The sequence below is a fragment of the Enterobacter sp. NFIX59 genome, from assembly GCF_900113755.1.
GTDB classification, from domain to species: Bacteria; Pseudomonadota; Gammaproteobacteria; order Enterobacterales; family Enterobacteriaceae; genus Enterobacter; species Enterobacter pseudoroggenkampii.
This window is the reverse complement of the sequence record NZ_FOQN01000006.1, coordinates 63,035-83,874: the sequence shown is the minus strand read 5'-3', so window position 1 is coordinate 83,874 and position 20,840 is coordinate 63,035. Positions and strand designations below refer to the sequence as shown.

Sequence of the window (20,840 nt, the reverse complement as noted above, 5' to 3'; positions counted from 1 at the left end):
ACAAGGTTTTGTAGGCCGGGTAAGCGTAGCGCCACCCGGCAAGATCCCATGTTATGCTACAAAAAAACCAACATAACAGGGGAGAAAATGGGTTCCACACGTAAAGGGATGCTGAACGTCCTGATCGCCGCCGTTTTATGGGGCAGTTCCGGCGTTTGCGCGCAGTACATTATGGAGAAAAGCCACATTTCTTCGCCTTACCTGACCATGGTTCGCCTGCTGTTTACCGGCGTGATCCTGCTGACGCTCTCCTTCGTTCACGGCGACAAGATTTTCTCGGTCATCAAGCATCGTAAAGACGCCCTCAGCCTGCTGTTTTTCTCGCTGGTCGGCGCGCTCACCGTGCAGCTCACCTTCCTGCTGACGATTGAAAAATCCAACGCAGCGACCGCTACCGTGCTGCAGTTTCTGTCACCGACCATCATTGTGGCGTGGTTCGCGCTGGCGCGGAAAAAGCGTCCCGGCGTGTTTGTGCTGTCGGCCATTATGACGTCGCTAGTTGGCACCTTCCTGTTGGTGACCCACGGCGACCCAACCTCGCTCTCCATCTCGCCTGCCGCGCTGTTCTTCGGTATCGCCTCGGCGTTTGCCGCCGCGTTTTATACGACGTACCCGTCAACGCTGATTGCCCGCTACGGTACGCTGCCGATTGTCGGCTGGAGCATGTTGATTGCCGGGGTAATGCTGACGCCGTTCTACGCCGGGCGCGGGACCACGTTCGTGATTGACGGCAGCCTGCTGCTGGCGTTTTTCTATCTGGTGGTGATTGGCACGGCGCTGACGTTCAGCCTGTACCTGAAAGGCGCGCAGATGATCGGCGGGCCGAAGGCGAGCATTCTGAGCTGTGCCGAACCGCTGAGCAGCGCGTTGCTGTCGGTGATTTTGCTGGGCGTGGCGTTCACCCTGCCGGACTGGCTGGGAACGCTGCTGATTGTGTCGTCGGTGGTGCTGATTTCGATGGATTCGCGTAGAAGGGTTAAGGCATCGGCGTAGCCTGATGCCCTCACCCCAACCCTCTCCCACGGGAGAGGGAGAAAAACACTACTTCGCTTTAACCTTCCCTGCCACCAGCAGCGCCGTCAGCAGCATCAGCGTACCGGAAATCACCAGCGGTGACGTCAGCCCCAGATGGTCGAGCGCCACGCCGCCAATGGCCGCACCGCAGGTGTTTGCCAGCTGGATCACCGCCACCTGAATCGACCCGGCTTTTTCCGCCTGATCGGCAAGCGAGCGGGTGATCCACGTCGACCAGCCCACCGGCACCAGCGCGAAGGCAAAGCCCCAGATAATCGCAATCGCCGACGCGACCCACTTATCGCTGCCCCACAGCACCAGCACCGTGGCGCTCACTGCCAGCACCAGCGGCGCACCCGCCAGCGCCACCTTCAGGGAGCGCTTCAGGAACTGAGACGACAGCGACGTGCCGACAAAGCTGGCGATGCCGAAGCTCAGGAGCACCAGCGTCAGGCCGTCGACGTCAAAGCCCGCCATGGTCATATACACCGGGCGTATATAGGTGAAGAAGGCAAACTGCCCGGCAAAGGACATAAAGATCGCGGTCATCCCTGCCAGCACGCCGGGGCGCTTCAGCAGGCTGAACATGTTCTGCTTATGATGCGCCGCTTCGCCCGGCAGGGACGGCAGCGCCTTCCACACCCAGATAATGCAGAGCAGGCCCATCACTGCCGCCGCGTTGAAGACGTTACGCCAGCCGATGATCCCTCCCAGGAAACTGCCCAGCGGCGCGGCAATCACCAGCGCGATAGAAACCGCACCGAAGATAACGGAAAGCGCTTTTGGCACCGTACGCGCGGGCACCAGGCGCATGGTGAGCGAGGCCGACATCGCCCAGAAGCCGCCTAATCCCAGCCCCAGACAGGCGCGCCCGAGCAGCAGCAGGGTGAAGCTTTCCGCGAAGGAGACCAGCAGGCAGGAGAGCGTCAGTAGCACGCTGAACAGGATGACCACTTTACGGCGGTCGATGGTGCCAATCACCTGGGTGATAAACAGGCTGGCGAACATCGCCACGAAGGCGGTGACGGTAACGGACTGACCCGCCACGCCCTCGGAAATGCCCAGATCCTGCGCCATCGGCGTCAGGAGGCTGACCGGCAGAAACTCAACGGTAATCAGGCAGGCGACGCAGAACGCCACGGCGAAGACGGCCGACCAGTTGGGGCGTGAAACCTCGTTGGTCTGCGGTCTGGTCGTGGGCTGGATATGTTCTGTCATGGCATCACCTGAAGATAAAAACGTGCGGAAAAGTCGCGCAGTTTATCATCAAAAGTGTGACGAATTTAACGTTTAGACAACTTTTGTCGTTTTTACAGGGGATCAGTGCAGGTAAAACACACCCTCTTCCGGCAGGAAGAGCTGGTTATAGCGCAGCTGGAAGGCGTTCAGCTCCTGCGGATCGGGTTCCATCTCGCGCATAAAGCCAAGCGCGAGACGAATTTGTGCATCGGTGATAGGCGCAGCCAGGCGGGCTTTACGCAGCAGGCGGTGCCACGTGTGCAGGTTCTCTTCACTACCGTCGACAATGCAGACCTGCCAGATGAGCAGCACCTGCGCCGCGTTTTGCAGATGCGCTTCGTCCGGGCGCTCAAGGTAGCGGATAAACTCATTGCCCGACGTTTTACCAAACTGATCGATCATCGACTCGACCGGCATCGGGGTGATGCCCAGACGCTCGCTTAAACGTTTGATGGCGCGGCGGGAATCTGAGGTCAGGACGCGAAATCCCACCACAAACACCACGGCAAGCGTTGCCAGCATTATCCAGACCATGCGTTCTCCTTAGACTAGCCGCTCATCATAGCGGGAAACGCACGGCGTCGACAGCGGGTAGAAGCATAATAGTGAATGGAAAAGTGCTGGAAAAACGGCAGGAAAGTCGTTTTAGTTTTTATGGGGACGATTATATATACACGGTGTATGGTCAATGCCTGGCGGTAACGAATCTTCACTTCAGGGAAAGAGCGAACATGCCCATAACAATCAGTGTCCTGCTGGAGAACAGACCTAATCCCGGCGCTAAAAATTTACTGCGAGCTAAAGCAGGACTCAGCCTGTTTATACAGGATGAAAATGATTCCATTCTGTTTGATACCGGTCCGGATGATAGCTTCATACATAACGCAGCTCTGATGGGAGTCGATTTGACCCGTCTGACCGCAGCTGTACTTTCTCACGGGCACTATGACCATTGCGGCGGCGTTCCGTGGTTACCGGATAATTGCCGGATCGTCTGCCATCCCCACGTGGCCTGCGAGCGCTACTCGGCAATACAGTTTTCAGGGTATACCGCCAGATTAAAAAAGTTGTCGCTGAAAAATGATTATTCACACTATCGCATGGAGTACAGCAGCACCCCGCTCCAGATTGGGAAGCGCTTTATATGGTCAGGGGAGATCCCTGTCGCCAAACCGCACGCATACGGTGTTATCGGTGGTAAAAATGCGAATGTGGATTATGTGAAAGATGAAGGGGTTCTAATTTATAAATCTGACCGTGGCCTGGTCATTTTTATCGGCTGTGGGCACCGAGGTCTGATCGATATTGTGCATCACTGTCAGAGAATAACCGGCATCAACCATATTCATGCAATTTTCGGTGGTTTCCATCTTCGCTGTGCGTCACCGCGTAAGCTCTGGGCACTCAGGCAGTTTCTGCACGGCCTACAACCCGACAAAATAATGGGCTGCCATTGTACGGGTAAATGGGGCAATTTGTGGTTGCCGGACGCGGTTACCCCGGCAACAGGGGATATTTTTGTTCTGGGGTAGGTCTTAACTCAGCTAATAAAAAAGCCCGGCATCACACACCGGGCAAAGAAGTTACCTGCACACTCAGGCTGTTTTTAATTTCTGCGCACGATTCTCACGGCGAATTTTACGTTCTTCCAGTACGGCAACCATCGCCATCAGGACGATACAGCCAATCGCTGCTGCATCCAGCGCCGCGAAGGTGCCCGCCCAGCCGGTGAGGCCGAAAATCGGCGTGCCGTCAGCGATCATCCCCAGACCCAGCTTGGCGAAGCTGTCGCCGATCAGGTAGGCGAAGGTGCCCTTAATCCCATCGGCGGCGCCAATCGCTTTTTTCGGGACGAAGCCCACTGCTGCCACGCCAATCAGCAGCTGCGGACCAAACACCAGGAAGCCGAGCGCGAACAGGGACGCCAGGTAAACGTACTGGTTGCTGGCGTGCTGGTAGACGCCGAGCGTGGCGATAATCAGCGCCAGCGCGACGCAGGCCACCAGCGCGCGACGGCCGTTGGCGAGGTCGGAGAGCCAGCCCCACAGCAGGGTACCAACCAGCGCGCCCACTTCGAACAGGGTGAAGCCCTGAATCGCCACCTCTTTAGAGAGCTTCAGCTCCTGGAAGGCATACACGGTCGACCACTGGTCGATGCCGATGCGCACCACGTAGAGGAAGATGTTCGAGAAGCACAGCAGCCAGATCACTTTGTTTTTCAGCACATACTCAACAAAGATCTGCCATTTGGACATCTCGTTTTCTTCGGTCTCTTTGTCCTCTTCGCTGATCTCCTCGCCGAACAGCTCTTCGGCTTTGCCGAGGCCGTACGATTCCGGGGAGTCGCTGCCGTAGCGCAGGCCGATAAAGCCGACAATCAGGGCGATAATCGACGGGAAGATAAACATCCCGATCACGTGGCCGTCGAACAGGTAGTTAGCGCCAAACAGCGCCACGCCAGCCGCACCGGCACCGCCGAGGTTGTGGGAGATGTTCCACATGCCGAGGTACGAACCACGCTTGCGGCGCGGGGTCCATTTGGTGATGGTGGAGTAGCTGCACGACCCGCCGGTACTCTGGAAGAAACCGCTCAGGGCGTAGAAGGCGATCATCAGGAACAGGCTAACGGACCCTGCGCCCATGCTGGCGCTGAAGCCGAGCATACAGATGGCGGAGAGGATCAGCATAAACGGCAGGAACTGCTTGGTGTTTTTGCCATCCGCGTAGTAGGACACGACGGTTTTACCCACGCCGTAGGTGATGGAGAAGCCCAGGCCAATCATCCCCAGCTGCGTCATGCTCAGCCCGTAGGTGGAGATCATGTCGTTCTGCGCGATGTTAAAGTTTTTGCGGATCAGGTACATGGTCAGGTAGCCGATGAAGACCACCAGATAAGACTGCATGAACGGTTTGAACCACATTTTGCGCCGCACGTCGAGCGGCAGATCCAGGGTCGGCTTGCGCACCTGATTTAAGAAGGCCAGCATGACTGAGTTACTCCTGAGCTGATTTTTGCAGCATTGTAAAAACCAGCCGGGAGAGATGCCTGAGACAGCGTCCAGGTGAAACCGGGAAAATTTCTTAGTTTTGCGCCACTCGGCAGCAAAAGGTGAGGCGCGTCACGCTTCGCGCGGCGCCTGCGCGTTCAAAAACGGCAGCAGCAGCAGGGCGGAGATCCCCGCCGCGATGGCGATCACCGCGAAGAATCCGCTCCAGTGCCAGATGTCGATCACCCGCGCCAGCGGCCAGCCGGAGAGCGATGCGCCAAGGTAGGCAAACAGCCCGACAAAGCCCGTCGCCGCACCTGCCGCCTCTTTGTGCGAGCACTCTGCCGCCGCCATGCCGATCAGCATCTGCGGGCCGAACACGAAGAAGCCGGTGGTGAAGAAGCACGCCGCCTGCATCACGTAGCTGGCGAACGGCATCAGCCACAGCGAGCCAACGGAGAGCAAAATCCCGGCGGCGAATATCAGGTTCATCGGGCCGCGGTTGCCGTTGAACAGCTTGTCCGAGCCCCAGCCCGCCACCAGCGCGCCGATAAACCCGCCCAGCTCGAACATCGTCACCGCCGAGTTGGCGGTCACCAGGTCCACGCCGAGCGTCTCGGACATGTACAGATTGCCCCAGTCGTTGATGGCCGCACGCACCACGTACACCAGTACGTAGCAGAGCGACAGCAGCCAGATATACGGGTTTTTCAGCACATATTTGGTGAGGATCTCTTTGCGCGTCAGCCCCGCCCCCTCCTGCTGTTGCGCCATTTCCATCTCGTCGTGCCGCCAGTCGCCCACCGCGGGCAAGCCAACGGTTTGCGGCCTGTCGCGCAAGCGCCAGCAGAGGAATAGCCCGGCGAGAATGGCAAGCCCGCCGGCAATCATCATCCCCGCGCGCCAGCCGTAGTGCAGCGCTGCGGCACCGACCACCATCGGGATCAGCGCCCCGCCGACATTATGCGCGGTGTTCCAGATTGCCCACCAGCCGCCGCGCTCGTTGCGCGAATACCAGGCGGTGAGCAGGCGGGCGCAGACCGGCGCGCCCCAGCCCTGGAAAAAGGCGTTCAGTGCCCACAGCAGGGCGAAGGCCCACAGCGAGGTGGAGAAGCCAAACAGAATGTTCACCACGCCGGTGGCGATAAGCCCAACGCCCATAAAATAGCGTGCGTTGGAGCGGTCGCTGACGATGCCGGAGAAGAACTTCGACAGGCCGTAGGTGATGTAAAACAGCGTCGCCAGCAGGCCGATATCGGTGCGCGTCATCACGCCGCTGGCGAGGATCTCCGGCGCGGCGGCGTTGAAGCTTTTGCGGGTGAAGTAGAACAGCGCGTAGCCGAGCCAGATGGCGATCAGAATATGGCGACGCCAGTAGCGGTAGCGGGCGTCGATTTCCGCTTTGTTACCTATCGGTGCGGCGTTCGCGGGGGTCTTAAACATGGTGGCTCCTTAGCGGCAGGCTGACGCTGACGCGCGTCCCGTGGGTGCAGGAGAGGTTCAGCGTGCCGCCGAGCGCCTTCACGCGCTCGCGCATGCCCGCCAGGCCAAAGCCCTGCTGGCCGGAGCCCGGCGGCAGGCCGCAGCCGTCGTCTTCAATTACCAGCATCAGACGTTCGTCCTGCTCCCAGCCCTGTATCGTGACCGCGCTGGCACTGGCGTGTTTGACGATATTGTTCAGCCCCTCCTGACAGACGCGGAACAGCGTCACGCGCTGGCCTTCGCTCAGGACAGATTCGTTAATTCGCCAGTCGAGATGGCTGACAATGCCGCGGCTTTCCAGCTCCATCTCGCGCATCAGGGAACGCACCGCCTGCTCCAGCGACAGGTCGTCGAGCTGACGCGGACGCAGCCTGCCGAGGAGACGTCGCACCGAGTCATACACGCCCAGCGAAAGCTGCTCGATATGCGCTCCGCCCTGCTTCACACCCGCGTTTTCCGCCGCCAGACGCTGGACAATGCCCGCCTGGGTGCGGATGGCGGTGATCGTCTGGCCGATATCATCGTGCAGCTCGCGGGCGACCTCCTGCCGCACGCTCTCTTCGGTCTCCAGCAGGCGTTCAGCCAGACGCCGGTTGCGCGCCAGCTCGGTTTGCAGGGACTGGTTCAGCTCGCGCAGGCGCTGAATGCCCGCGCCGAGCAGCAGCCCGGTCAGGCTCTGGGCCAGCAGCGAGAGCAGCAGATCTACCGGATGGTCGTGCCAGGTCTGGCTGGCGATCAGCGCGATGGCGTTCATTAGGGTGGCGATCAGCGCCCCCTGCCAGCCGTAGTGCCAGGCCAGGGCGATAATCGGCAGCGCAAGGCAAAATGGGGTAAAGCGTGAAAGCTCGGCAGGTAGACCCAGCTGAAGCCACAGGCTCACCACGAACAGCAGCAGATACCAGATGAGATGCCGGGCGCGCCAGTTCACCGGTTGGGAAACCAGCGCCGGGCCGAGCGGCTGCCAGACGGTATTGGTGAGGTAATGCCAGATGACGAGGCAGGTCGGCGCGAGGGTCAGGCCGCCGGTCAGGGTCAGCAGCAGCGCGTTGAGCATCTCCTTATCACCCGCCCACGGCAGGGACTGCAGCAGCGCGGCGGCAATCAGCGCCGCCCCCTGTCGCAGCAGCGTGCGCCAGTCGCGCTGGTGACGGTAGCGGGAAATGAGGGCAACAGGGAGCAGCGTGAGCAGGCTTCCGATCATCAATAATGGCAGGTGCACCAGAGCGACTTCCTGCGCCAGCCAGACCAGCAGCAGCCACTCTGCGCCCAGCAAAACCGGCCAGTATCCGCGCGGGCACTGGAGCATGAGCCCCAGTCGCAGGCCGAAGGGAAACAGCAGCACCGCCAGCTCGGGGCGTTCCACCAGGTGCAGGCTGATGCTCCATAAGCAGAACCATGCGGCGGAGAAGATAAAAAAGCTGGCAACGACGGCGATCAGCCGCGAAAAGACGGGACTCATTGCCAGCTGTCGAACATGCGGCGCGCCAGTTCGACGTCGTTGCTGACGTTAAGTTTTTCCATCAGGTTGGCGCGGTGAACGTGTACGGTTTTCGGGGACAGTTCCAGCTCGGCGGCAATCTCTTTTACCGACATTCCCTGCGCGAGTTTTTCCGCAACCTGGCGCTCGCGTCTGGTGAGCGGATCCTGACGTCCGGCCGCCAGCTTGATGGCGATATCCGGCGTCAGGTAGCAGCCGCCGGTGGAGACGGTGCGCACGGCGGCAATCAGCTCGTCCGGGCTACAGCGTTTGGAGAGGAACCCGCGCGCCCCCGCGTTGAGTGCCTGCTCGACCAGCGCCGGGCTGTCGTGGACCGAGAGCATAATGGTCGACATTCCTTTCGGCAGCTGGCTTAGCAGCTCCAGCCCGGAGAGATCCGGCATCGAGATGTCGCAGATACAGACCTGCACCCCGCGCCCCGGCAGGCCCGCCAGCGCCTCGCGACCGGAGCCAAACTCGGCCACGACCTGGAAATCTGGTTCGAGGTTGAGAAGCTGGGCAAAGCCAGAGCGGACGATAAGGTGGTCGTCGATAAGGGCGATGGTGGTCATGTGTCTTCCTGCGGTCTGAAAACGCCGGATGGCGCTGCGCTTATCCGGCCTACAAGAGCGAAAGACGCTTACCTTAAGCGATCTATTCGAAAAACACCGCAATTTTGTTAAACATGGTGGGATCGGACTGGTTACGCGCCACGTTGGTGACATCTTCCAGCTTGTCGATCTGCGCCATCATCTGCTCCAGACGCTGGTCATCGTTGACCAGTAGCCAGATGCGACTGTGCTCGCTGCCCTGAATCGGCAGACAGAGAATGCCTTCCACGTTAAACGCCCGGCGGGCAAACAGCCCGCAGACGTGGGTCATGACGCCAGGGTGGTTGCGGACGGTGAGTTCCAGAATGACGTTATCATGTTGTTTCTGCATGGCTTATTCTCCCACCATCTCAGTATTTGCCGCACCCGGCGGCACCATCGGATACACTTTTTGTTCAGGGTCGATACGCACGTGGATCAGCGCCGGGCCGGGACGAGAAATCGCCGCCTGCAGCGCCGCCTGCGCGTCTTCTTCGGCGTTCAGATCGCAGGTATGCAGGCCAAAACCGGCGGCAATCTGCATAAAGTTAATCATTCCCGGATAGGTCGCGGCAAACACGCCCTGCTTGTAGAACAGGCTCTGCTGCTGATGCACCAGCCCCAGCGCCTCGTTGTTCATCAGGATGATTTTCACGTCTAACTGGTTTTCGGCCGCGGTCGCCATCTCCTGAATGTTCATCATCAGGCTGCCGTCGCCGGAGAAGCAGATGACCTTGCGGTCCGGGTTGGCGAGCGCTGCACCAACTGCTGCAGGCAGACCAAAGCCCATAGTGCCCAGACCGCCGGAGGTCAGCCACTGGCGCGGACGGTTCAGCGGGTAGGCCTGAGCGGTCCACATCTGATGCTGGCCCACGTCGGTGGTGATAATCGCGCTGTCGTCCACGCAGGCAGCAACGGCGTTGATAAGACCATAGTGGCTCAGCGGGTCGCCTTCGGTTGGGATGGCGCCCGGGAACTCGCGCTGCAGATCGGCCACCAGCTTACGCCAGTCGGCGCGGTCGGTTGCGTCCGTCTGCGGGATCAGCTCCGCCAGCACTTCGGCAACATCGCCCTGAATCGCCACGTGCGGCTGCTTGATTTTACCCAGCTCGGCGCGGTCGATATCCACGTGAATGATCTTCGCGTTCGGGCAGAACTGCTCGGTTTTGCCGATCGCCCGGTCATCAAAACGCGCGCCCATAACAATCAGCAAATCCGCCTCTTGCAGGATGTAGTTGGTGCTGCGCGCGCCGTGCATGCCCAGCATCCCCAGGGACAGCGGGTGCGCTTTTGGCAGCATGCCGAGCGCCATCAGGGTCATGGTGGTCGGCAGGTTGGCTTTTTCCGCAAACTCACGGATTTCATCCGCAGCATTAATCGCCCCGCCGCCCAGATAGAGCACCGGACGTTTGGCGGCGTTGATCATGGCTGCGGCATCGCGCACGCTCTCAGCGCTGAATGCTGGCGCGGGGGCACGGTCGCCCGGCTCCGGCAGCACGTCGATCTCGATCTCTGCGGTCTGGACATCCTTAGGAATGTCTATCCACACCGGGCCCGGGCGGCCGGACTGGGCAATGCGGAACGCATCACTGATAACCTGAGGAAGTTCGCTGATATCGCGAACTAAATAGTTATGTTTGGTGATGGGGATAGAGATGCCGTAGGTATCCACTTCCTGGAACGCATCGGTGCCGATCATCGAGGACGGCACCTGGCCAGTAATGCAGATCAGCGGAATGGAGTCGAGGCGCGCGTCGGCGATGGCGGTCACCAGGTTGGTTGCGCCCGGCCCGCTGCAGGCCATACAGACCGCCGGTTTACCCTGGGTACGCGCCATGCCCTGAGCGATAAAGCCTGCCCCCTGCTCGTGGCGTGCCAGGACGTGGCGGATCTGCGTGCTTTGGCTTAACGCATCGTACAGCGGCAGCACCGTGCCGCCGGGGATGCCCGCAACCGTGGTGATGCCCTGTCGCTCCAGCAGATGAACGATCAGCTGCGCGCCAGTAAAACGCGTCTTGTTGGATGTTGTGCCCGAACTTGCCATGCTCCAGTCCTTTTCTTCTGGGCCGACTTTCCGGGGAGGCTCTTAAACGAAAAACCCCGCCCGGTTTGCGCCGGCGGGGTTTTGGATTCGTGTGTTGATCCAGTCCCTACGGCGCATTGCCGACGACCACCACCACACGCACGACGACCACTGCGGCTGGTTGCGCAGTTTTTAGTAGAGTCGAAGTGAAGATGGATGAAGTCATTGGGGACCTGTGTTTGGAATCATTAATTGAATTTATACAAACACAGGTTTTCGGGCGTGACAATGGAAAAATTTTCATCTGCGCAAAAATGCGTCAGGGATCACGTTTCGTTTGTTGGGTGGTGACACTCAAAAAGTCGACTTTGACTCACTCAATAAACAGCGCAGGTGATACCCTAAATCTGGCCGCCAGCTTTTTAATATGGTTCAGCGTAAGCTGTCTCTGACCATTCAGAACCCGTGAAACCATCGATTTACTGCCAATTTCATCCTGAAAATCCGATATCGTCAGGTTGTACTGATCCATTAAGGTTCTTAAAACCGCAACACCGACGGGAACGGACTCCATCTCCTTGCGTAATGCGACTATCTCTGGCCGGTTGGCTTCGTAACGGCTAATCCTGGCGCACACAATATCCAGCAAGGGGCTATCGGGCTCGTTCATGAGCAGATACTCAACCAGCTCAAGCGCATCTTTATAATCTTTCTCGCTCGGCTGTTCACCCAGTAAAGGAACAGCCGCAACAAGGGCATGCGTAGCTTTCATTGCATCAGCGACGATCATCATTTCTTCCCCTTAGTGCGATGTTTCTCCGTAAAACGGTCATATTCCTTATGAGTAAAAACATGGCGCACATAAAACTTTTGGCTTTCAAAGAAGATGAGAGCCACTACTCTGAGATTGTTGTTTGCAATATCAATAACATAATGCTTATCCAGATACTTAAAGTTATCCAGCGTCGGAAACAGTTTTTTCAGCGCAGCAGGTGTCGGGCAATGGCTCTTTTCGATGGTGCGGCCTAAAAACAGGAGCTCTTCCTTGTGCTGCGGAAACTGAGTTACCGCATCATAAATTGCCTTCATAGAGATTAAATGCATACTGCATGCCTGCCGCGTCCGTTGCCATTATGGCAACAATACCATGCATTGCCAATGTGTCAACAAACATCGTTGCGCCATCTAACATCTGAAAACAAAAAACCCCGCCGGAGCGAGGTTTTTATCAGGGTTTTGCGGTTGGTCGCCGCAGAACACACTGTGTTACGTCAACGCAAAAAGTATACGCGATCGAAGACGAACGCGCAATTCCGGCACGGATTTTGACGTTTTTGAGTATGGATCGCCTTTCGATTTTTGTCCAAAAAATACTGTTCATACATACAGTATTTATCTATACTGAGGGTGTTCGCAGTGAGCGAGGGGGCCGCAGTTCTACCGGCGCAACGAAGTCCTGGCTGAAACGGGTGGTGCCGTCAGTGCCTTAACCCCTGAAGTGAGCACACTGTGTTACGTCAATCCAGGTGCTGGCAACAGGCGGCGGAAAGGTACGCCAGCATCGTGCTCCTTTTAACCAAAAGGAGACGCGTATGAGCGTAGTGGATATGGTGATACTTATCCTCAAACTCATTGTTGCTGTACTGCAACTGCTTGATGCTGTCCTGAAATTCCTTCGGTAATTCAGGTTCAAGTCGCACCTGAGAGGGGCGGGCAACCGCCCCTCTTTAATAACGAGGGAATGCTATGTCGCGTCTGTTGATTGAGCCTGTCACACCGGATGAGCCGGGGTATATCGCCCTGAAGGCGGAAAGTATCGCATTGAATTTCAACATGCTGCGCAGGCTGGAAGAGAGCTGGCAGCGGGGTGAGAACCGCTTTAACGCACCGGGTGAAAAGCTGCTGGGTGCGTTTCTCAACGGCAGGCTGGTCGGCGTGTGCGGCCTCAACCGCGATCCGTTCAGCCAGCAGCCGCGCGCCGGACGTATTCGCCATCTCTACGTCAGCGAGAAGTGCCGCGGGCTGGGCATTGGCAAACAGCTTTTAACCGTGGTAATGGCCGATGCCAGCATCTGGTTTGATTTCCTCAATACCCATGCGCCGGACGCTGCCTATGGGTTTTATCGCCGGGCAGGTTTTACGCTGGTCTCGGACGAACCGCGGGTGACGCACCGCCTTTTTTGTGCGGTGTAATCGCCTGGCAGCTTCAGGATGTGAATGTTACAGTTGAGTGACAATTCACCACCCGATACGCCATGACCATCACCGTTTTCTGCATTTTGCTGTTCGCCGCACTGCTGCATGCCAGCTGGAACGCCATCGTTAAAGCCGGAACGGACAAGCTCTATTCCGCAATAAGCGTCAGCGGCTCTGCCACGGTTATCGCTCTGGTCTTACTGCCGTTTTCTCCACAGCCCTCTGCCGCAAGCTGGCCGTTTTTGATTGTTTCCTGCGCCTTACAGGTGGTGTACACCGTGCTGGTAGCGAAAACCTATCAGGTCTCCGACATGAGCCAGACCTACCCGCTGATGCGCGGCACCGCCCCGCTGCTGGTGGCGCTGATCAGCGTGCTGGCGCTCGGCGATAGCCTTTCGTGGCTCGCCTGGTCCGGGATCGGGGTAATTTGCCTGTCGATTCTGGCGATGGCGATGAACGGGCGCACGCAGTCGCGGAAAGGGATCTGGCTGGCGCTGCTGAACGCCTGTTTTATTGCCGGATATACGCTGGTGGACGGCACCGGCGTACGGCTGTCGGACACCGCGCTGGGCTATACGCTATGGACCTTCTTTATGAACGGCTTCTGCCTGCTGAGCTGGGCGATGGTGGCGCGTCGGCGCGAGGCGTCCGGCTACCTGCGTCTGCACTGGAAAAAGGGGTTGCTCGGCGGCGTTGGCACGATGGGCTCATATGGTCTGGCGCTGTGGGCAATGACGCAGGCACCGCTGGCGGTGGTCGCGGCTCTGCGGGAAACCTCCATACTCTTTGGCGCGCTGATCGCTTTTTTGCTTTTAAAAGAGAAGGTTGCGGGCCTGCGCATCGCGGCGGCGCTGGGCATTGCCGGCGGCGCCATTCTGCTGCGCCTGGCGTAAAGCACTGGCAACATTAGTTGCCGTTCTTGTTTACAAATCCTGCCTTTGCCGGTTTTTTCATTCACCAAGACAATGCTTAAATTGTCATCTCTCTGTGGTAGATTCCTCGCGCATTTATGGGAATGCGCAGTCACTTATTCTTCATTTTTCTCTTTTGGCAAAAGTATTCAGCGACATGAAAAAGCAACGGAACGTTAACTTATTGTTGATGCTGGTGTTACTGGTGGCCGTCGGTCAGATGGCGCAAACCATCTACATTCCGGCGATTGCCGACATGGCAAAGGAATTAAACGTCCGCGAGGGCGCGGTACAGAGCGTAATGGCAGCCTATCTGCTGACCTATGGCGTTTCGCAGCTCTTCTACGGCCCGCTGTCCGACCGCGTCGGGCGTCGCCCGGTGATCCTGGTGGGCATGAGCATTTTCATGGTGGCGACGGTAATTGCCATTACCACCCACAGCCTGACCGTATTGATTGTCGCCAGCGCCCTGCAGGGCGTCGGGACCGGCGTCGGCGGGGTGATGGCGCGAACATTACCGCGCGATATGTATAAGGGCACCCAGCTTCGTCATGCCAACAGCCTGTTGAACATGGGCATTCTGGTCAGCCCGCTGCTGGCCCCGCTGATCGGCGGCCTGCTGGACACGATGTGGTCCTGGCGCGCCTGCTACGCCTTCCTGCTGGTGCTCTGCGTGATTGTCACCTTCAGCATGGCGCGCTGGATGCCCGAAACGCGCCCGCAGGACGCGCCGCGCACGAAGCTTATCACCAGCTATAAAACGCTGTTCGGCAACGGCGCGTTTACCTGCTATCTGCTGATGCTGATCGGCGGCCTGGCGGGCATTGCGGTGTTCGAAGCCTGCTCCGGCGTGCTGCTGGGCGCGGGGCTGGGCCTGAGCAGCATGGTGGTGAGTATTCTGTTTATTCTGCCGATCCCGGCGGCGTTCTTCGGCGCGTGGTTTGCCGGGCGACCAAACAAGCGCTTCTCCACCCTGATGTGGCAGTCGGTGATCAGCTGTCTGCTGGCGGGTCTGATGATGTGGATCCCGGGGCTGTTTGACGTGATGTCGGTCTGGACGCTGCTCATCCCGGCAGCGCTGTTCTTCTTCGGCGCGGGGATGCTGTTCCCGCTCGCCACCAGCGGCGCGATGGAGCCGTTCCCATTCCTTGCAGGTACGGCTGGCGCACTGGTGGGCGGCTTGCAGAATATCGGCTCCGGCGCGCTGGCCTGGCTCTCGGCGATGATGCCGCAGACCGGGCAGGCTAGTTTGGGCCTGCTGATGACGCTGATGGGGCTGCTGATTTTACTGTGCTGGCTGCCGCTGGCGTCGCGTGTCCCGCATCACGAGCAGCCGGTTTAACCGCATGATGGCCCGGCTTCTCGCCGGGCTTTTCACAGACAGGGGCGATCATCGCCTGTAATAACGGCTCTGGCGCTGGCCGCCAGGCGCCCTCTTCTCCGTCGTAAAACTGGAAATCCGCGTTAAGCGCATACGGGATTTTCGCCTTTTGCAGCTCGCAGGCCATAAAGGTGGCGAAGGCCAGCTGCGAAGCGGTTGGCGTAAAGCGGCTTGATTCTCCCACGCCCCAGCCCCCGACCCAGCTAACGTGCCCGGTTTTTTGCTGCCAGTGCAGCGCGGCGTTGATGCGGTTATGGATAGCCGCTTTCTCCGCCGCCGTGCCGGACGTCCACGGGTATTTACCGCTATTTTTCAGCGGCCCCCACGGGAAAATATGCCACTCCGCCAGCAGGTAGTTCTGGCTGTGCGCAGGCAGCTTCAGGCTCGATAAATCCTCCGGCGCGGCACGCAGGCGCGGCGCAATAAAGATCATGCGCTGCGGGTCCATGTCGTGGATCGCTTTAATGGTTTTTTCATACACTCGGTTTAGCGACGCGAGGTTGTGGTTAAGCTTGTCGGCTGGCTCATAAATGAGATCAAAACCCAGCAGCGGGTAGCTCTGACCGAAATAGTGCGCAACGGCAATCCACCAGTTGATCGTCTCTTTTTCGTTATCGGCTTTTGGGTCGTTTTTATATTCATCAGCCTGATAAGCGATTATCGGGATCACGCCATACTGCTCGCAGGCTTCCACCAGCTTGCGCAGGTGGATCAGCCGCGCTTCCGTCGGCTCATCGGCCACGCGGATGCGCACGTGAGTAATGCCTTTTGCACGAAAATCGCGGACCACCAGCGGGTCGAATTCGCGTATGCCGCGCTCGGTTCGCGCCCAGTCCACATCCATCCCGACGCCAAGCTGCTGCGCATAATGGGCAGCCGTCAGCGGCGGCTCAGCGGCAATCGCCCAGCCGGAAGAGATCAGTAATGCAGAGACAATAAAAGGCTTTAACACGGTTTACCCTGGATAAATCGAAAGCATTACCTGTATTTAGCACGCTTTTTCATATTTGGTGTAGAGCGAAAGCGTAATAATTCTTCAACCTGCCAATTCTCTCAGCCAGCCGATAAAGGCGTCAATTTTCGGCCACTGACGGCCAGAAAGCGTCGAAATATAGTAGTGCTGATGGCATTTCAGGGTCTTTTCGCCAAACGGGGCGATCAGCTCGCCTCGTTCCAGCCGTTTCTGCACAAGCCGCTTTCTCCCCATCGCGACGCCGACGTGGTTGATGGCCGCAATAATCGCCAAATCAGAACGATCGAAACCAATACCAGACGATGGCGGCATATTCACCGCAAAGTGCTGCGCCCAGCTCAGCCACTCATCCGTACCGGAATCATTGCTCCAGGCCTGACGGTCGTGCAGCAGCGTGCAGTGGCTGAGATTATCGGGGTTTTTCAATAGTTCATGCTCACGGGCATATTGTGGTGAACAGACGGGCAAAATTTCCTCGTCCATCAGGAAGTGATGAGAGAGATGGTTAGGCGGCGTATCATCGAAATAAAGTGCCAGATCGATACCCGTTCGCTGCATATTGACGTAATCATTGCCGGTCAGGATGGTGAGCGAAATCGACGGGTAGCGACGGGTAAAATCACCCAGCATGGGTACCAGCCAGCACTGGGCGATCGACGGCCGGGAGTAGACCGTCAGCGTACCGGACAGCGCCTGATTTTTGATATCCAGGATCTCCTGATTCAGGGTGTCGAGGGACGATTTTAGCGTCCAGTAGACGCGCTTTCCCTCCTGCGTCAGCTCGACTTTACGGTGCGAGCGGACGAACAGCTGAATGCCCAACTCCTCTTCCAGGAGGTTGATGCGGTGGCTCACCGCGCTGGGGCTAAGCGACAGTTCCTCCGCCGCCAGCGCGAAGGACTCATGCCGGGCGGCCACTTCAAAAGTGTACATTTTCGACAGCTGCCAGCCGTTTAACAGCCGGTTTCTGGCTTCATTTGCATCGGTCATCACAATTCTCACGCGTGGTTTCTGCGCTCAGCATACCGTTTAAGGGTGAATTTATGTGAACCTAATACGAATTAAGTGCGCTTTTTAGAGCGCAGTCACTCAGTTGATCCAATCTGGCTCACCTGAACGCCAATTTATATCGTTTGTCAGCCCACGCCGCTTTTTCGTCCAATACCCTCAGATGACATAAGGGTGAGGTGAGATATGGGATCTCAGGTCTGGGTTGTGGCAACGCTGCTGGTCAGCATTGTGTTGATTGTTTTAACCATCGTAAAACTGAAGTTTCACCCGTTCCTCGCGCTGCTGCTGGCGAGCTTTTTCGTCGGCGCGATGATGGGGATGAGCCCGCTGGATATGGTGAACGCCATTGAGAACGGCATTGGCGGCACGCTGGGCTTCCTGGCGGCGGTGATTGGTCTGGGCACCATTCTCGGCAAGATGATGGAAGTCTCCGGCGCGGCAGAGCGCATCGGGATCGCACTGCAGCGCTGCCGCTGGCTGTCAGCAGACGTGATTATGGTGCTGGTGGGCCTGATCTGCGGTATCACGCTGTTCGTGGAAGTGGGCGTAGTCCTGCTCATCCCGCTGGCGTTTTCCATCGCCAAAAAGACCCACACGTCGCTGCTCAAGCTGGCTATTCCGCTCTGTACCGCGCTGATGGCGGTGCACTGCGTGGTGCCGCCGCATCCTGCTGCCCTGTTTGTGACCAATAAATTAGGTGCGGACGTCGGGACGGTTATTGTCTACGGTTTGATGGTAGGCCTGATGGCCTCGCTGGTCGGCGGCCCGCTGTTCCTGAAACTGCTCGGCAATCGTCTGCCGTTTAAACCGGTTCCGGCAGAATTTTCAGACCTGAAGGTACGGGAAGAGCACACCCTGCCGTCGCTGGGCGCCACGCTGTTCACGGTGCTGCTGCCGATTGCCCTGATGCTGGTGAAGACCATCGCCGAACTGAATATGGCAAAAGAAGGCACGCTGTATACGGTGCTGGAGTTTATCGGCAACCCGATCACCGCGATGTTTATCGCCGTGTTTGTCGCCTACTACCTGCTGGGGATCCGCCAGCATATGGGCATGGGCACGATGCTGACCCATACCGAGCACGGCTTCGGCTCTATCGCCAACATTTTGCTGATTATCGGCGCGGGCGGCGCGTTTAACGCCATCCTGAAAACCAGCGGACTGGCGGACTCACTGGCGCATATTCTCTCGAACCTGCACATGCATCCTATCCTGCTTGCCTGGCTGGTGGCGCTGGTGCTGCATGCCGCCGTCGGCTCCGCCACGGTCGCGATGATGGGGGCGACGGCGATAGTTGCGCCGATGCTGCCGCTCTACCCGAACGTCAGCCCGGAGATCATCACCATTGCCATCGGTTCTGGCGCCATTGGCTGCACGATCGTGACCGATTCCCTCTTCTGGCTGGTGAAGCAGTACTGCGGCGCGACCCTGAATGAGACCTTCAAATACTATACGACGGCGACGTTTATCGCCTCGGTGCTTGCACTTGGCGGCACATTCCTGCTTTCCTTCATTATCTGAGCGCGAAGAGACGTATTATGGAAAACGCAACTATCACTACTTTAACCGCACAGTTTCCTCTGGTTGAGGATCTGATTGCCCTGAAAGAAACCACCTGGCTTAACCCGCGTACCACCACGCTGGCGGAAGGGCTGCCCTATGTCGGGCTGACCAAAGCCGACGTGGACGACGCGCACGCTCGCCTGAAACGCTTCGCGCCGTATCTGGCGAAAGCCTTCCCGGAGACGGCGGCAACGGGCGGAATTATCGAATCCGAGCTGGTCGCCATTCCGGCAATGCAGGCGCGGCTGGAGAAAGAGTCTGGCAAATCCGTTCCCGGCACGCTGCTGCTAAAAAAAGACAGCCATCTACCGATTTCCGGCTCGATTAAAGCGCGCGGCGGTATCTATGAGGTGCTGACCCACGCGGAAAAACTGGCGCTGGAGGCCGGATTGCTGAGCGTTGAAGACGACTACAGCGTTCTGCTGGAGCCGCGCTTTAAGGACTTCTTCAGCCAGTACAGCATTGCGGTCGGCTCAACCGGCAACCTCGGGATGTCCATCGGCATTATGAGCGCCCGCATCGGCTTTAAGGTGACGGTGCATATGTCTGCCGACGCCCGCGAGTGGAAGAAAGCCAAACTGCGCAGCCACGGCGTGATCGTCGTGGAATATGAGCAGGATTACGGCGTGGCGGTGGAGCAGGGACGCAAGGCGGCAGAAAGCGATCCTAACTGTTTCTTCATTGACGATGAAAACTCCCGCACCCTGTTCCTGGGCTACGCGGTGGCAGGCGAGCGACTGAAGGCGCAGTTTGCCGCACAGGGCCGCGTGGTGGATGCGGATCATCCGCTGTTCGTCTATCTGCCGTGCGGCGTCGGCGGCGGCCCCGGCGGCGTGGCGTTTGGCCTGAAGCTGGCCTTTGGCGATAACGTCCACTGCTTCTTCGCGGAGCCGACGCACTCCCCGTGCATGCTGCTGGGCGTCTACACCGGCCTGCACGATGAGATTGCCGTGCAGGATCTGGGCATTGATAACGTTACGGCGGCGGACGGTCTGGCGGTAGGGCGCGCGTCCGGCTTCGTGGGCCGCGCGATGGAGCGCCTGCTTGACGGGTTCTATACGCTTTCCGACCAGAGCATGTACGACATGCTCGGCTGGCTGGCGCAGGAGGAAGGCATTCGGCTGGAGCCGTCCGCGCTGGCGGGCATGGCCGGGCCGCTGCGCGTGCCTTCAGATGCCAGCGTTACCCACCTGGTATGGGCGACCGGCGGCGGCATGGTGCCGGAAGACGAGATGGCGAAGTATTTAGCAAAAGGCCGTTAATCGTAGGCCCGGTAAGGCGTAGCCGCCACCGGGCTTTAAAAGCTCACAATTTGCTGAATGTGAGTCACTGCGAAGAGTAAAGACAGAGACAGCACGGCCAGGGCGATCAGGAACTTATCCCTCACCGCCTTCGGCTGCACAAAATCGTTCTGCGCCACGTCCATCAGGTTTCGACTGCGGGTATAGCGCCATAAAATAATCGCCACCAGCGCCAGCACGACAAGCGAGATCCAGAACGGCACCCCGGTGCGGTGCCAGTTGTGCTTAATCGCGAGGGCAATCAGCGCACCATACCCCAGCAGCGTGCGCAGCCAGGCGAGTGACGTCCGCTCCGGCTGCAGGCCGGGGTCCGCTTCGCGTCGTGCTTTGCGGCTATCCGCCATAGAACACCAGCACCATCACCACGCCCGCCACCGCCAGCAAAATCGCGCTGATGATAAGCAGCCCACGCGTATAGGGCAGATCCTGCTTCAGACGCATCGCCTTCTCATTGCGCAGCCAGCGCAGGTAGCCGTAAATCGCCAGCACGCCCGCGAACAGGCACAGCAGCAGCGCCAGCACCTCGCGGATCAGCGGCGTGGCGAAATCAGGCGCGAGCTGGTCGAGCCCCACCCCGGCGGCAAGAAATCCCAGCGCGGTGCGGATCCACGCTAAAAACGTGCGTTCATTAGCCAGCGAGAAGCGGTAGTCCGGCGCTTCGCCGAGGCGGGAAATTTTCATGAAGGTTCCTT

23 protein-coding genes are annotated in these 20,840 nt (G+C 58.6%); 8 read left to right on the top strand and 15 right to left on the bottom strand.

Going from position 1 to position 20,840, the window contains the following annotated elements; all coding sequences use genetic code 11:
• The first annotated feature begins 87 nt into the window (after nt 1-87).
• Entirely contained in the window at nt 88-993 is a 906-nt protein-coding gene (locus BM007_RS18760) for an EamA family transporter (protein ID WP_061716246.1), read from the top strand.
• 48 nt (nt 994-1,041) lie between these two features.
• On the opposite strand, the gene nepI is transcribed toward BM007_RS18760, so the two are convergent.
• Both nepI and BM007_RS18750 read right to left on the bottom strand, forming a co-directional pair.
• Nucleotides 1,042-2,232 carry a purine ribonucleoside efflux pump NepI gene (nepI, locus tag BM007_RS18755; protein ID WP_048992754.1) on the bottom strand — a complete coding sequence of 397 codons (1,191 nt, stop codon included), beginning with the start codon at nt 2,230-2,232 and terminating at the stop codon, nt 1,042-1,044.
• A 102-nt stretch (nt 2,233-2,334) separates the two neighbouring features.
• Nucleotides 2,335-2,787, bottom strand: a complete 453-nt coding sequence (locus tag BM007_RS18750) for a DUF1198 domain-containing protein (protein WP_024907368.1) — start codon at nt 2,785-2,787, stop codon at nt 2,335-2,337.
• A 197-nt stretch (nt 2,788-2,984) separates the two neighbouring features.
• Between BM007_RS18750 and BM007_RS18745 the strand changes: the two genes are divergently transcribed.
• Nucleotides 2,985-3,785 carry an MBL fold metallo-hydrolase gene (locus BM007_RS18745; protein WP_090420473.1) on the top strand — a complete coding sequence of 267 codons (801 nt, stop codon included), beginning with the start codon at nt 2,985-2,987 and terminating at the stop codon, nt 3,783-3,785.
• A 63-nt stretch (nt 3,786-3,848) separates the two neighbouring features.
• On the opposite strand, the gene uhpT is transcribed toward BM007_RS18745, so the two are convergent.
• The 9 genes from uhpT to BM007_RS18700 all read right to left on the bottom strand — a co-directional run bounded on the left by uhpT (nt 3,849) and on the right by BM007_RS18700 (nt 11,916).
• Entirely contained in the window at nt 3,849-5,240 is a 1,392-nt protein-coding gene (gene uhpT / locus BM007_RS18740) for a hexose-6-phosphate:phosphate antiporter (protein WP_023309834.1), read from the bottom strand.
• A 132-nt stretch (nt 5,241-5,372) separates the two neighbouring features.
• Entirely contained in the window at nt 5,373-6,683 is a 1,311-nt protein-coding gene (locus BM007_RS18735; protein ID WP_048992751.1) for an MFS transporter, read from the bottom strand.
• On the bottom strand, nt 6,676-8,181 hold the full coding sequence (gene uhpB / locus BM007_RS18730; RefSeq protein ID WP_090420313.1) for a signal transduction histidine-protein kinase/phosphatase UhpB: 1,506 nt from the start codon (nt 8,179-8,181) through the stop codon (nt 6,676-6,678). Before uhpB ends, BM007_RS18735 begins: the two co-directional genes overlap by 8 nt.
• A complete protein-coding gene (gene uhpA, locus BM007_RS18725) occupies nt 8,178-8,771 on the bottom strand; it encodes a response regulator transcription factor UhpA (RefSeq protein ID WP_024907372.1) in 594 nt (197 codons plus the stop codon). The genes uhpB and uhpA overlap by 4 nt, the downstream gene beginning before the upstream one ends.
• Nucleotides 8,772-8,853: 82 nt before the next feature.
• Nucleotides 8,854-9,141, bottom strand: coding sequence for an acetolactate synthase small subunit (ilvN, locus tag BM007_RS18720; RefSeq protein WP_008500144.1), 288 nt, complete (start codon nt 9,139-9,141; stop codon nt 8,854-8,856).
• A 3-nt stretch (nt 9,142-9,144) separates the two neighbouring features.
• On the bottom strand, nt 9,145-10,833 hold the full coding sequence (gene ilvB, locus BM007_RS18715; protein ID WP_090420310.1) for an acetolactate synthase large subunit: 1,689 nt from the start codon (nt 10,831-10,833) through the stop codon (nt 9,145-9,147).
• Nucleotides 10,834-10,939: 106 nt separating this feature from the next.
• The gene (gene ivbL, locus BM007_RS23105; protein ID WP_057979964.1) at nt 10,940-11,038 is read right to left on the bottom strand and encodes an ilvB operon leader peptide IvbL; all 99 of its coding nucleotides are present in this window, start codon (nt 11,036-11,038) and stop codon (nt 10,940-10,942) included.
• A gap of 147 nt (nt 11,039-11,185) precedes the next feature.
• A complete protein-coding gene (locus BM007_RS18705; protein WP_090420471.1) occupies nt 11,186-11,602 on the bottom strand; it encodes a helix-turn-helix domain-containing protein in 417 nt (138 codons plus the stop codon).
• Nucleotides 11,602-11,916 carry a type II toxin-antitoxin system HigB family toxin gene (locus BM007_RS18700; protein ID WP_024907375.1) on the bottom strand — a complete coding sequence of 105 codons (315 nt, stop codon included), beginning with the start codon at nt 11,914-11,916 and terminating at the stop codon, nt 11,602-11,604. The genes BM007_RS18705 and BM007_RS18700 overlap by 1 nt, the downstream gene beginning before the upstream one ends.
• Nucleotides 11,917-12,404: 488 nt before the next feature.
• Between BM007_RS18700 and tisB the strand changes: the two genes are divergently transcribed.
• The 4 genes from tisB to emrD all read left to right on the top strand — a co-directional run bounded on the left by tisB (nt 12,405) and on the right by emrD (nt 15,261).
• The gene (gene tisB / locus BM007_RS18695) at nt 12,405-12,494 is read left to right on the top strand and encodes a type I toxin-antitoxin system toxin TisB (RefSeq protein WP_023309830.1); all 90 of its coding nucleotides are present in this window, start codon (nt 12,405-12,407) and stop codon (nt 12,492-12,494) included.
• 64 nt (nt 12,495-12,558) lie between these two features.
• Nucleotides 12,559-13,005: a GNAT family N-acetyltransferase gene (locus BM007_RS18690; protein ID WP_090420307.1), complete on the top strand. Its 447-nt coding sequence runs from the start codon at nt 12,559-12,561 to the stop codon at nt 13,003-13,005.
• Nucleotides 13,006-13,067: 62 nt separating this feature from the next.
• Nucleotides 13,068-13,901 (top strand): EamA family transporter, encoded by an 834-nt coding sequence (locus tag BM007_RS18685; protein ID WP_032648548.1) that lies wholly within the window; start codon nt 13,068-13,070, stop codon nt 13,899-13,901.
• 175 nt (nt 13,902-14,076) lie between these two features.
• Nucleotides 14,077-15,261: a multidrug efflux MFS transporter EmrD gene (gene emrD, locus BM007_RS18680; RefSeq protein ID WP_090420468.1), complete on the top strand. Its 1,185-nt coding sequence runs from the start codon at nt 14,077-14,079 to the stop codon at nt 15,259-15,261.
• Here emrD and BM007_RS18675 read toward each other — a convergent pair.
• Both BM007_RS18675 and dsdC read right to left on the bottom strand, forming a co-directional pair.
• Nucleotides 15,164-16,252 carry a cellulase family glycosylhydrolase gene (locus tag BM007_RS18675; RefSeq protein WP_032648552.1) on the bottom strand — a complete coding sequence of 363 codons (1,089 nt, stop codon included), beginning with the start codon at nt 16,250-16,252 and terminating at the stop codon, nt 15,164-15,166. The two genes, emrD and BM007_RS18675, sit on opposite strands and share 98 nt — an antisense overlap.
• A gap of 84 nt (nt 16,253-16,336) precedes the next feature.
• Entirely contained in the window at nt 16,337-17,263 is a 927-nt protein-coding gene (dsdC, locus tag BM007_RS18670; RefSeq protein ID WP_024907380.1) for a DNA-binding transcriptional regulator DsdC, read from the bottom strand.
• Between the two features lie 204 nt (nt 17,264-17,467).
• Between dsdC and dsdX the strand changes: the two genes are divergently transcribed.
• Both dsdX and dsdA read left to right on the top strand, forming a co-directional pair.
• Nucleotides 17,468-18,805, top strand: a complete 1,338-nt coding sequence (gene dsdX, locus BM007_RS18665; RefSeq protein WP_090420304.1) for a D-serine transporter DsdX — start codon at nt 17,468-17,470, stop codon at nt 18,803-18,805.
• Nucleotides 18,806-18,822: 17 nt separating this feature from the next.
• Nucleotides 18,823-20,109: a D-serine ammonia-lyase gene (dsdA, locus tag BM007_RS18660; RefSeq protein WP_090420301.1), complete on the top strand. Its 1,287-nt coding sequence runs from the start codon at nt 18,823-18,825 to the stop codon at nt 20,107-20,109.
• Between the two features lie 35 nt (nt 20,110-20,144).
• On the opposite strand, the gene BM007_RS18655 is transcribed toward dsdA, so the two are convergent.
• On the bottom strand, nt 20,145-20,492 hold the full coding sequence (locus BM007_RS18655) for a DUF202 domain-containing protein (protein WP_024907383.1): 348 nt from the start codon (nt 20,490-20,492) through the stop codon (nt 20,145-20,147).
• Nucleotides 20,482-20,829, bottom strand: coding sequence for a YidH family protein (locus BM007_RS18650; protein WP_024907384.1), 348 nt, complete (start codon nt 20,827-20,829; stop codon nt 20,482-20,484). The genes BM007_RS18655 and BM007_RS18650 overlap by 11 nt, the downstream gene beginning before the upstream one ends.
• Nucleotides 20,830-20,840 lie beyond the last annotated feature (11 nt).

Coding starts and splice junctions, on each gene's coding strand:
- BM007_RS18760 (WP_061716246.1), top strand. CDS start 88: ATGGGTTCCACACGTAAAGGGATGCTGAACGTCCTGATCGCCGCCGTT.
- nepI (WP_048992754.1), bottom strand. CDS start 2,232: ATGACAGAACATATCCAGCCCACGACCAGACCGCAGACCAACGAGGTT.
- BM007_RS18750 (WP_024907368.1), bottom strand. CDS start 2,787: ATGGTCTGGATAATGCTGGCAACGCTTGCCGTGGTGTTTGTGGTGGGA.
- BM007_RS18745 (WP_090420473.1), top strand. CDS start 2,985: ATGCCCATAACAATCAGTGTCCTGCTGGAGAACAGACCTAATCCCGGC.
- uhpT (WP_023309834.1), bottom strand. CDS start 5,240: ATGCTGGCCTTCTTAAATCAGGTGCGCAAGCCGACCCTGGATCTGCCG.
- BM007_RS18735 (WP_048992751.1), bottom strand. CDS start 6,683: ATGTTTAAGACCCCCGCGAACGCCGCACCGATAGGTAACAAAGCGGAA.
- uhpB (WP_090420313.1), bottom strand. CDS start 8,181: ATGAGTCCCGTCTTTTCGCGGCTGATCGCCGTCGTTGCCAGCTTTTTT.
- uhpA (WP_024907372.1), bottom strand. CDS start 8,771: ATGACCACCATCGCCCTTATCGACGACCACCTTATCGTCCGCTCTGGC.
- ilvN (WP_008500144.1), bottom strand. CDS start 9,141: ATGCAGAAACAACATGATAACGTCATTCTGGAACTCACCGTCCGCAAC.
- ilvB (WP_090420310.1), bottom strand. CDS start 10,833: ATGGCAAGTTCGGGCACAACATCCAACAAGACGCGTTTTACTGGCGCG.
- ivbL (WP_057979964.1), bottom strand. CDS start 11,038: ATGACTTCATCCATCTTCACTTCGACTCTACTAAAAACTGCGCAACCA.
- BM007_RS18705 (WP_090420471.1), bottom strand. CDS start 11,602: ATGATCGTCGCTGATGCAATGAAAGCTACGCATGCCCTTGTTGCGGCT.
- BM007_RS18700 (WP_024907375.1), bottom strand. CDS start 11,916: ATGCATTTAATCTCTATGAAGGCAATTTATGATGCGGTAACTCAGTTT.
- tisB (WP_023309830.1), top strand. CDS start 12,405: ATGAGCGTAGTGGATATGGTGATACTTATCCTCAAACTCATTGTTGCT.
- BM007_RS18690 (WP_090420307.1), top strand. CDS start 12,559: ATGTCGCGTCTGTTGATTGAGCCTGTCACACCGGATGAGCCGGGGTAT.
- BM007_RS18685 (WP_032648548.1), top strand. CDS start 13,068: ATGACCATCACCGTTTTCTGCATTTTGCTGTTCGCCGCACTGCTGCAT.
- emrD (WP_090420468.1), top strand. CDS start 14,077: ATGAAAAAGCAACGGAACGTTAACTTATTGTTGATGCTGGTGTTACTG.
- dsdC (WP_024907380.1), bottom strand. CDS start 17,263: ATGACCGATGCAAATGAAGCCAGAAACCGGCTGTTAAACGGCTGGCAG.
- dsdX (WP_090420304.1), top strand. CDS start 17,468: ATGGGATCTCAGGTCTGGGTTGTGGCAACGCTGCTGGTCAGCATTGTG.
- dsdA (WP_090420301.1), top strand. CDS start 18,823: ATGGAAAACGCAACTATCACTACTTTAACCGCACAGTTTCCTCTGGTT.
- BM007_RS18655 (WP_024907383.1), bottom strand. CDS start 20,492: ATGGCGGATAGCCGCAAAGCACGACGCGAAGCGGACCCCGGCCTGCAG.
- BM007_RS18650 (WP_024907384.1), bottom strand. CDS start 20,829: ATGAAAATTTCCCGCCTCGGCGAAGCGCCGGACTACCGCTTCTCGCTG.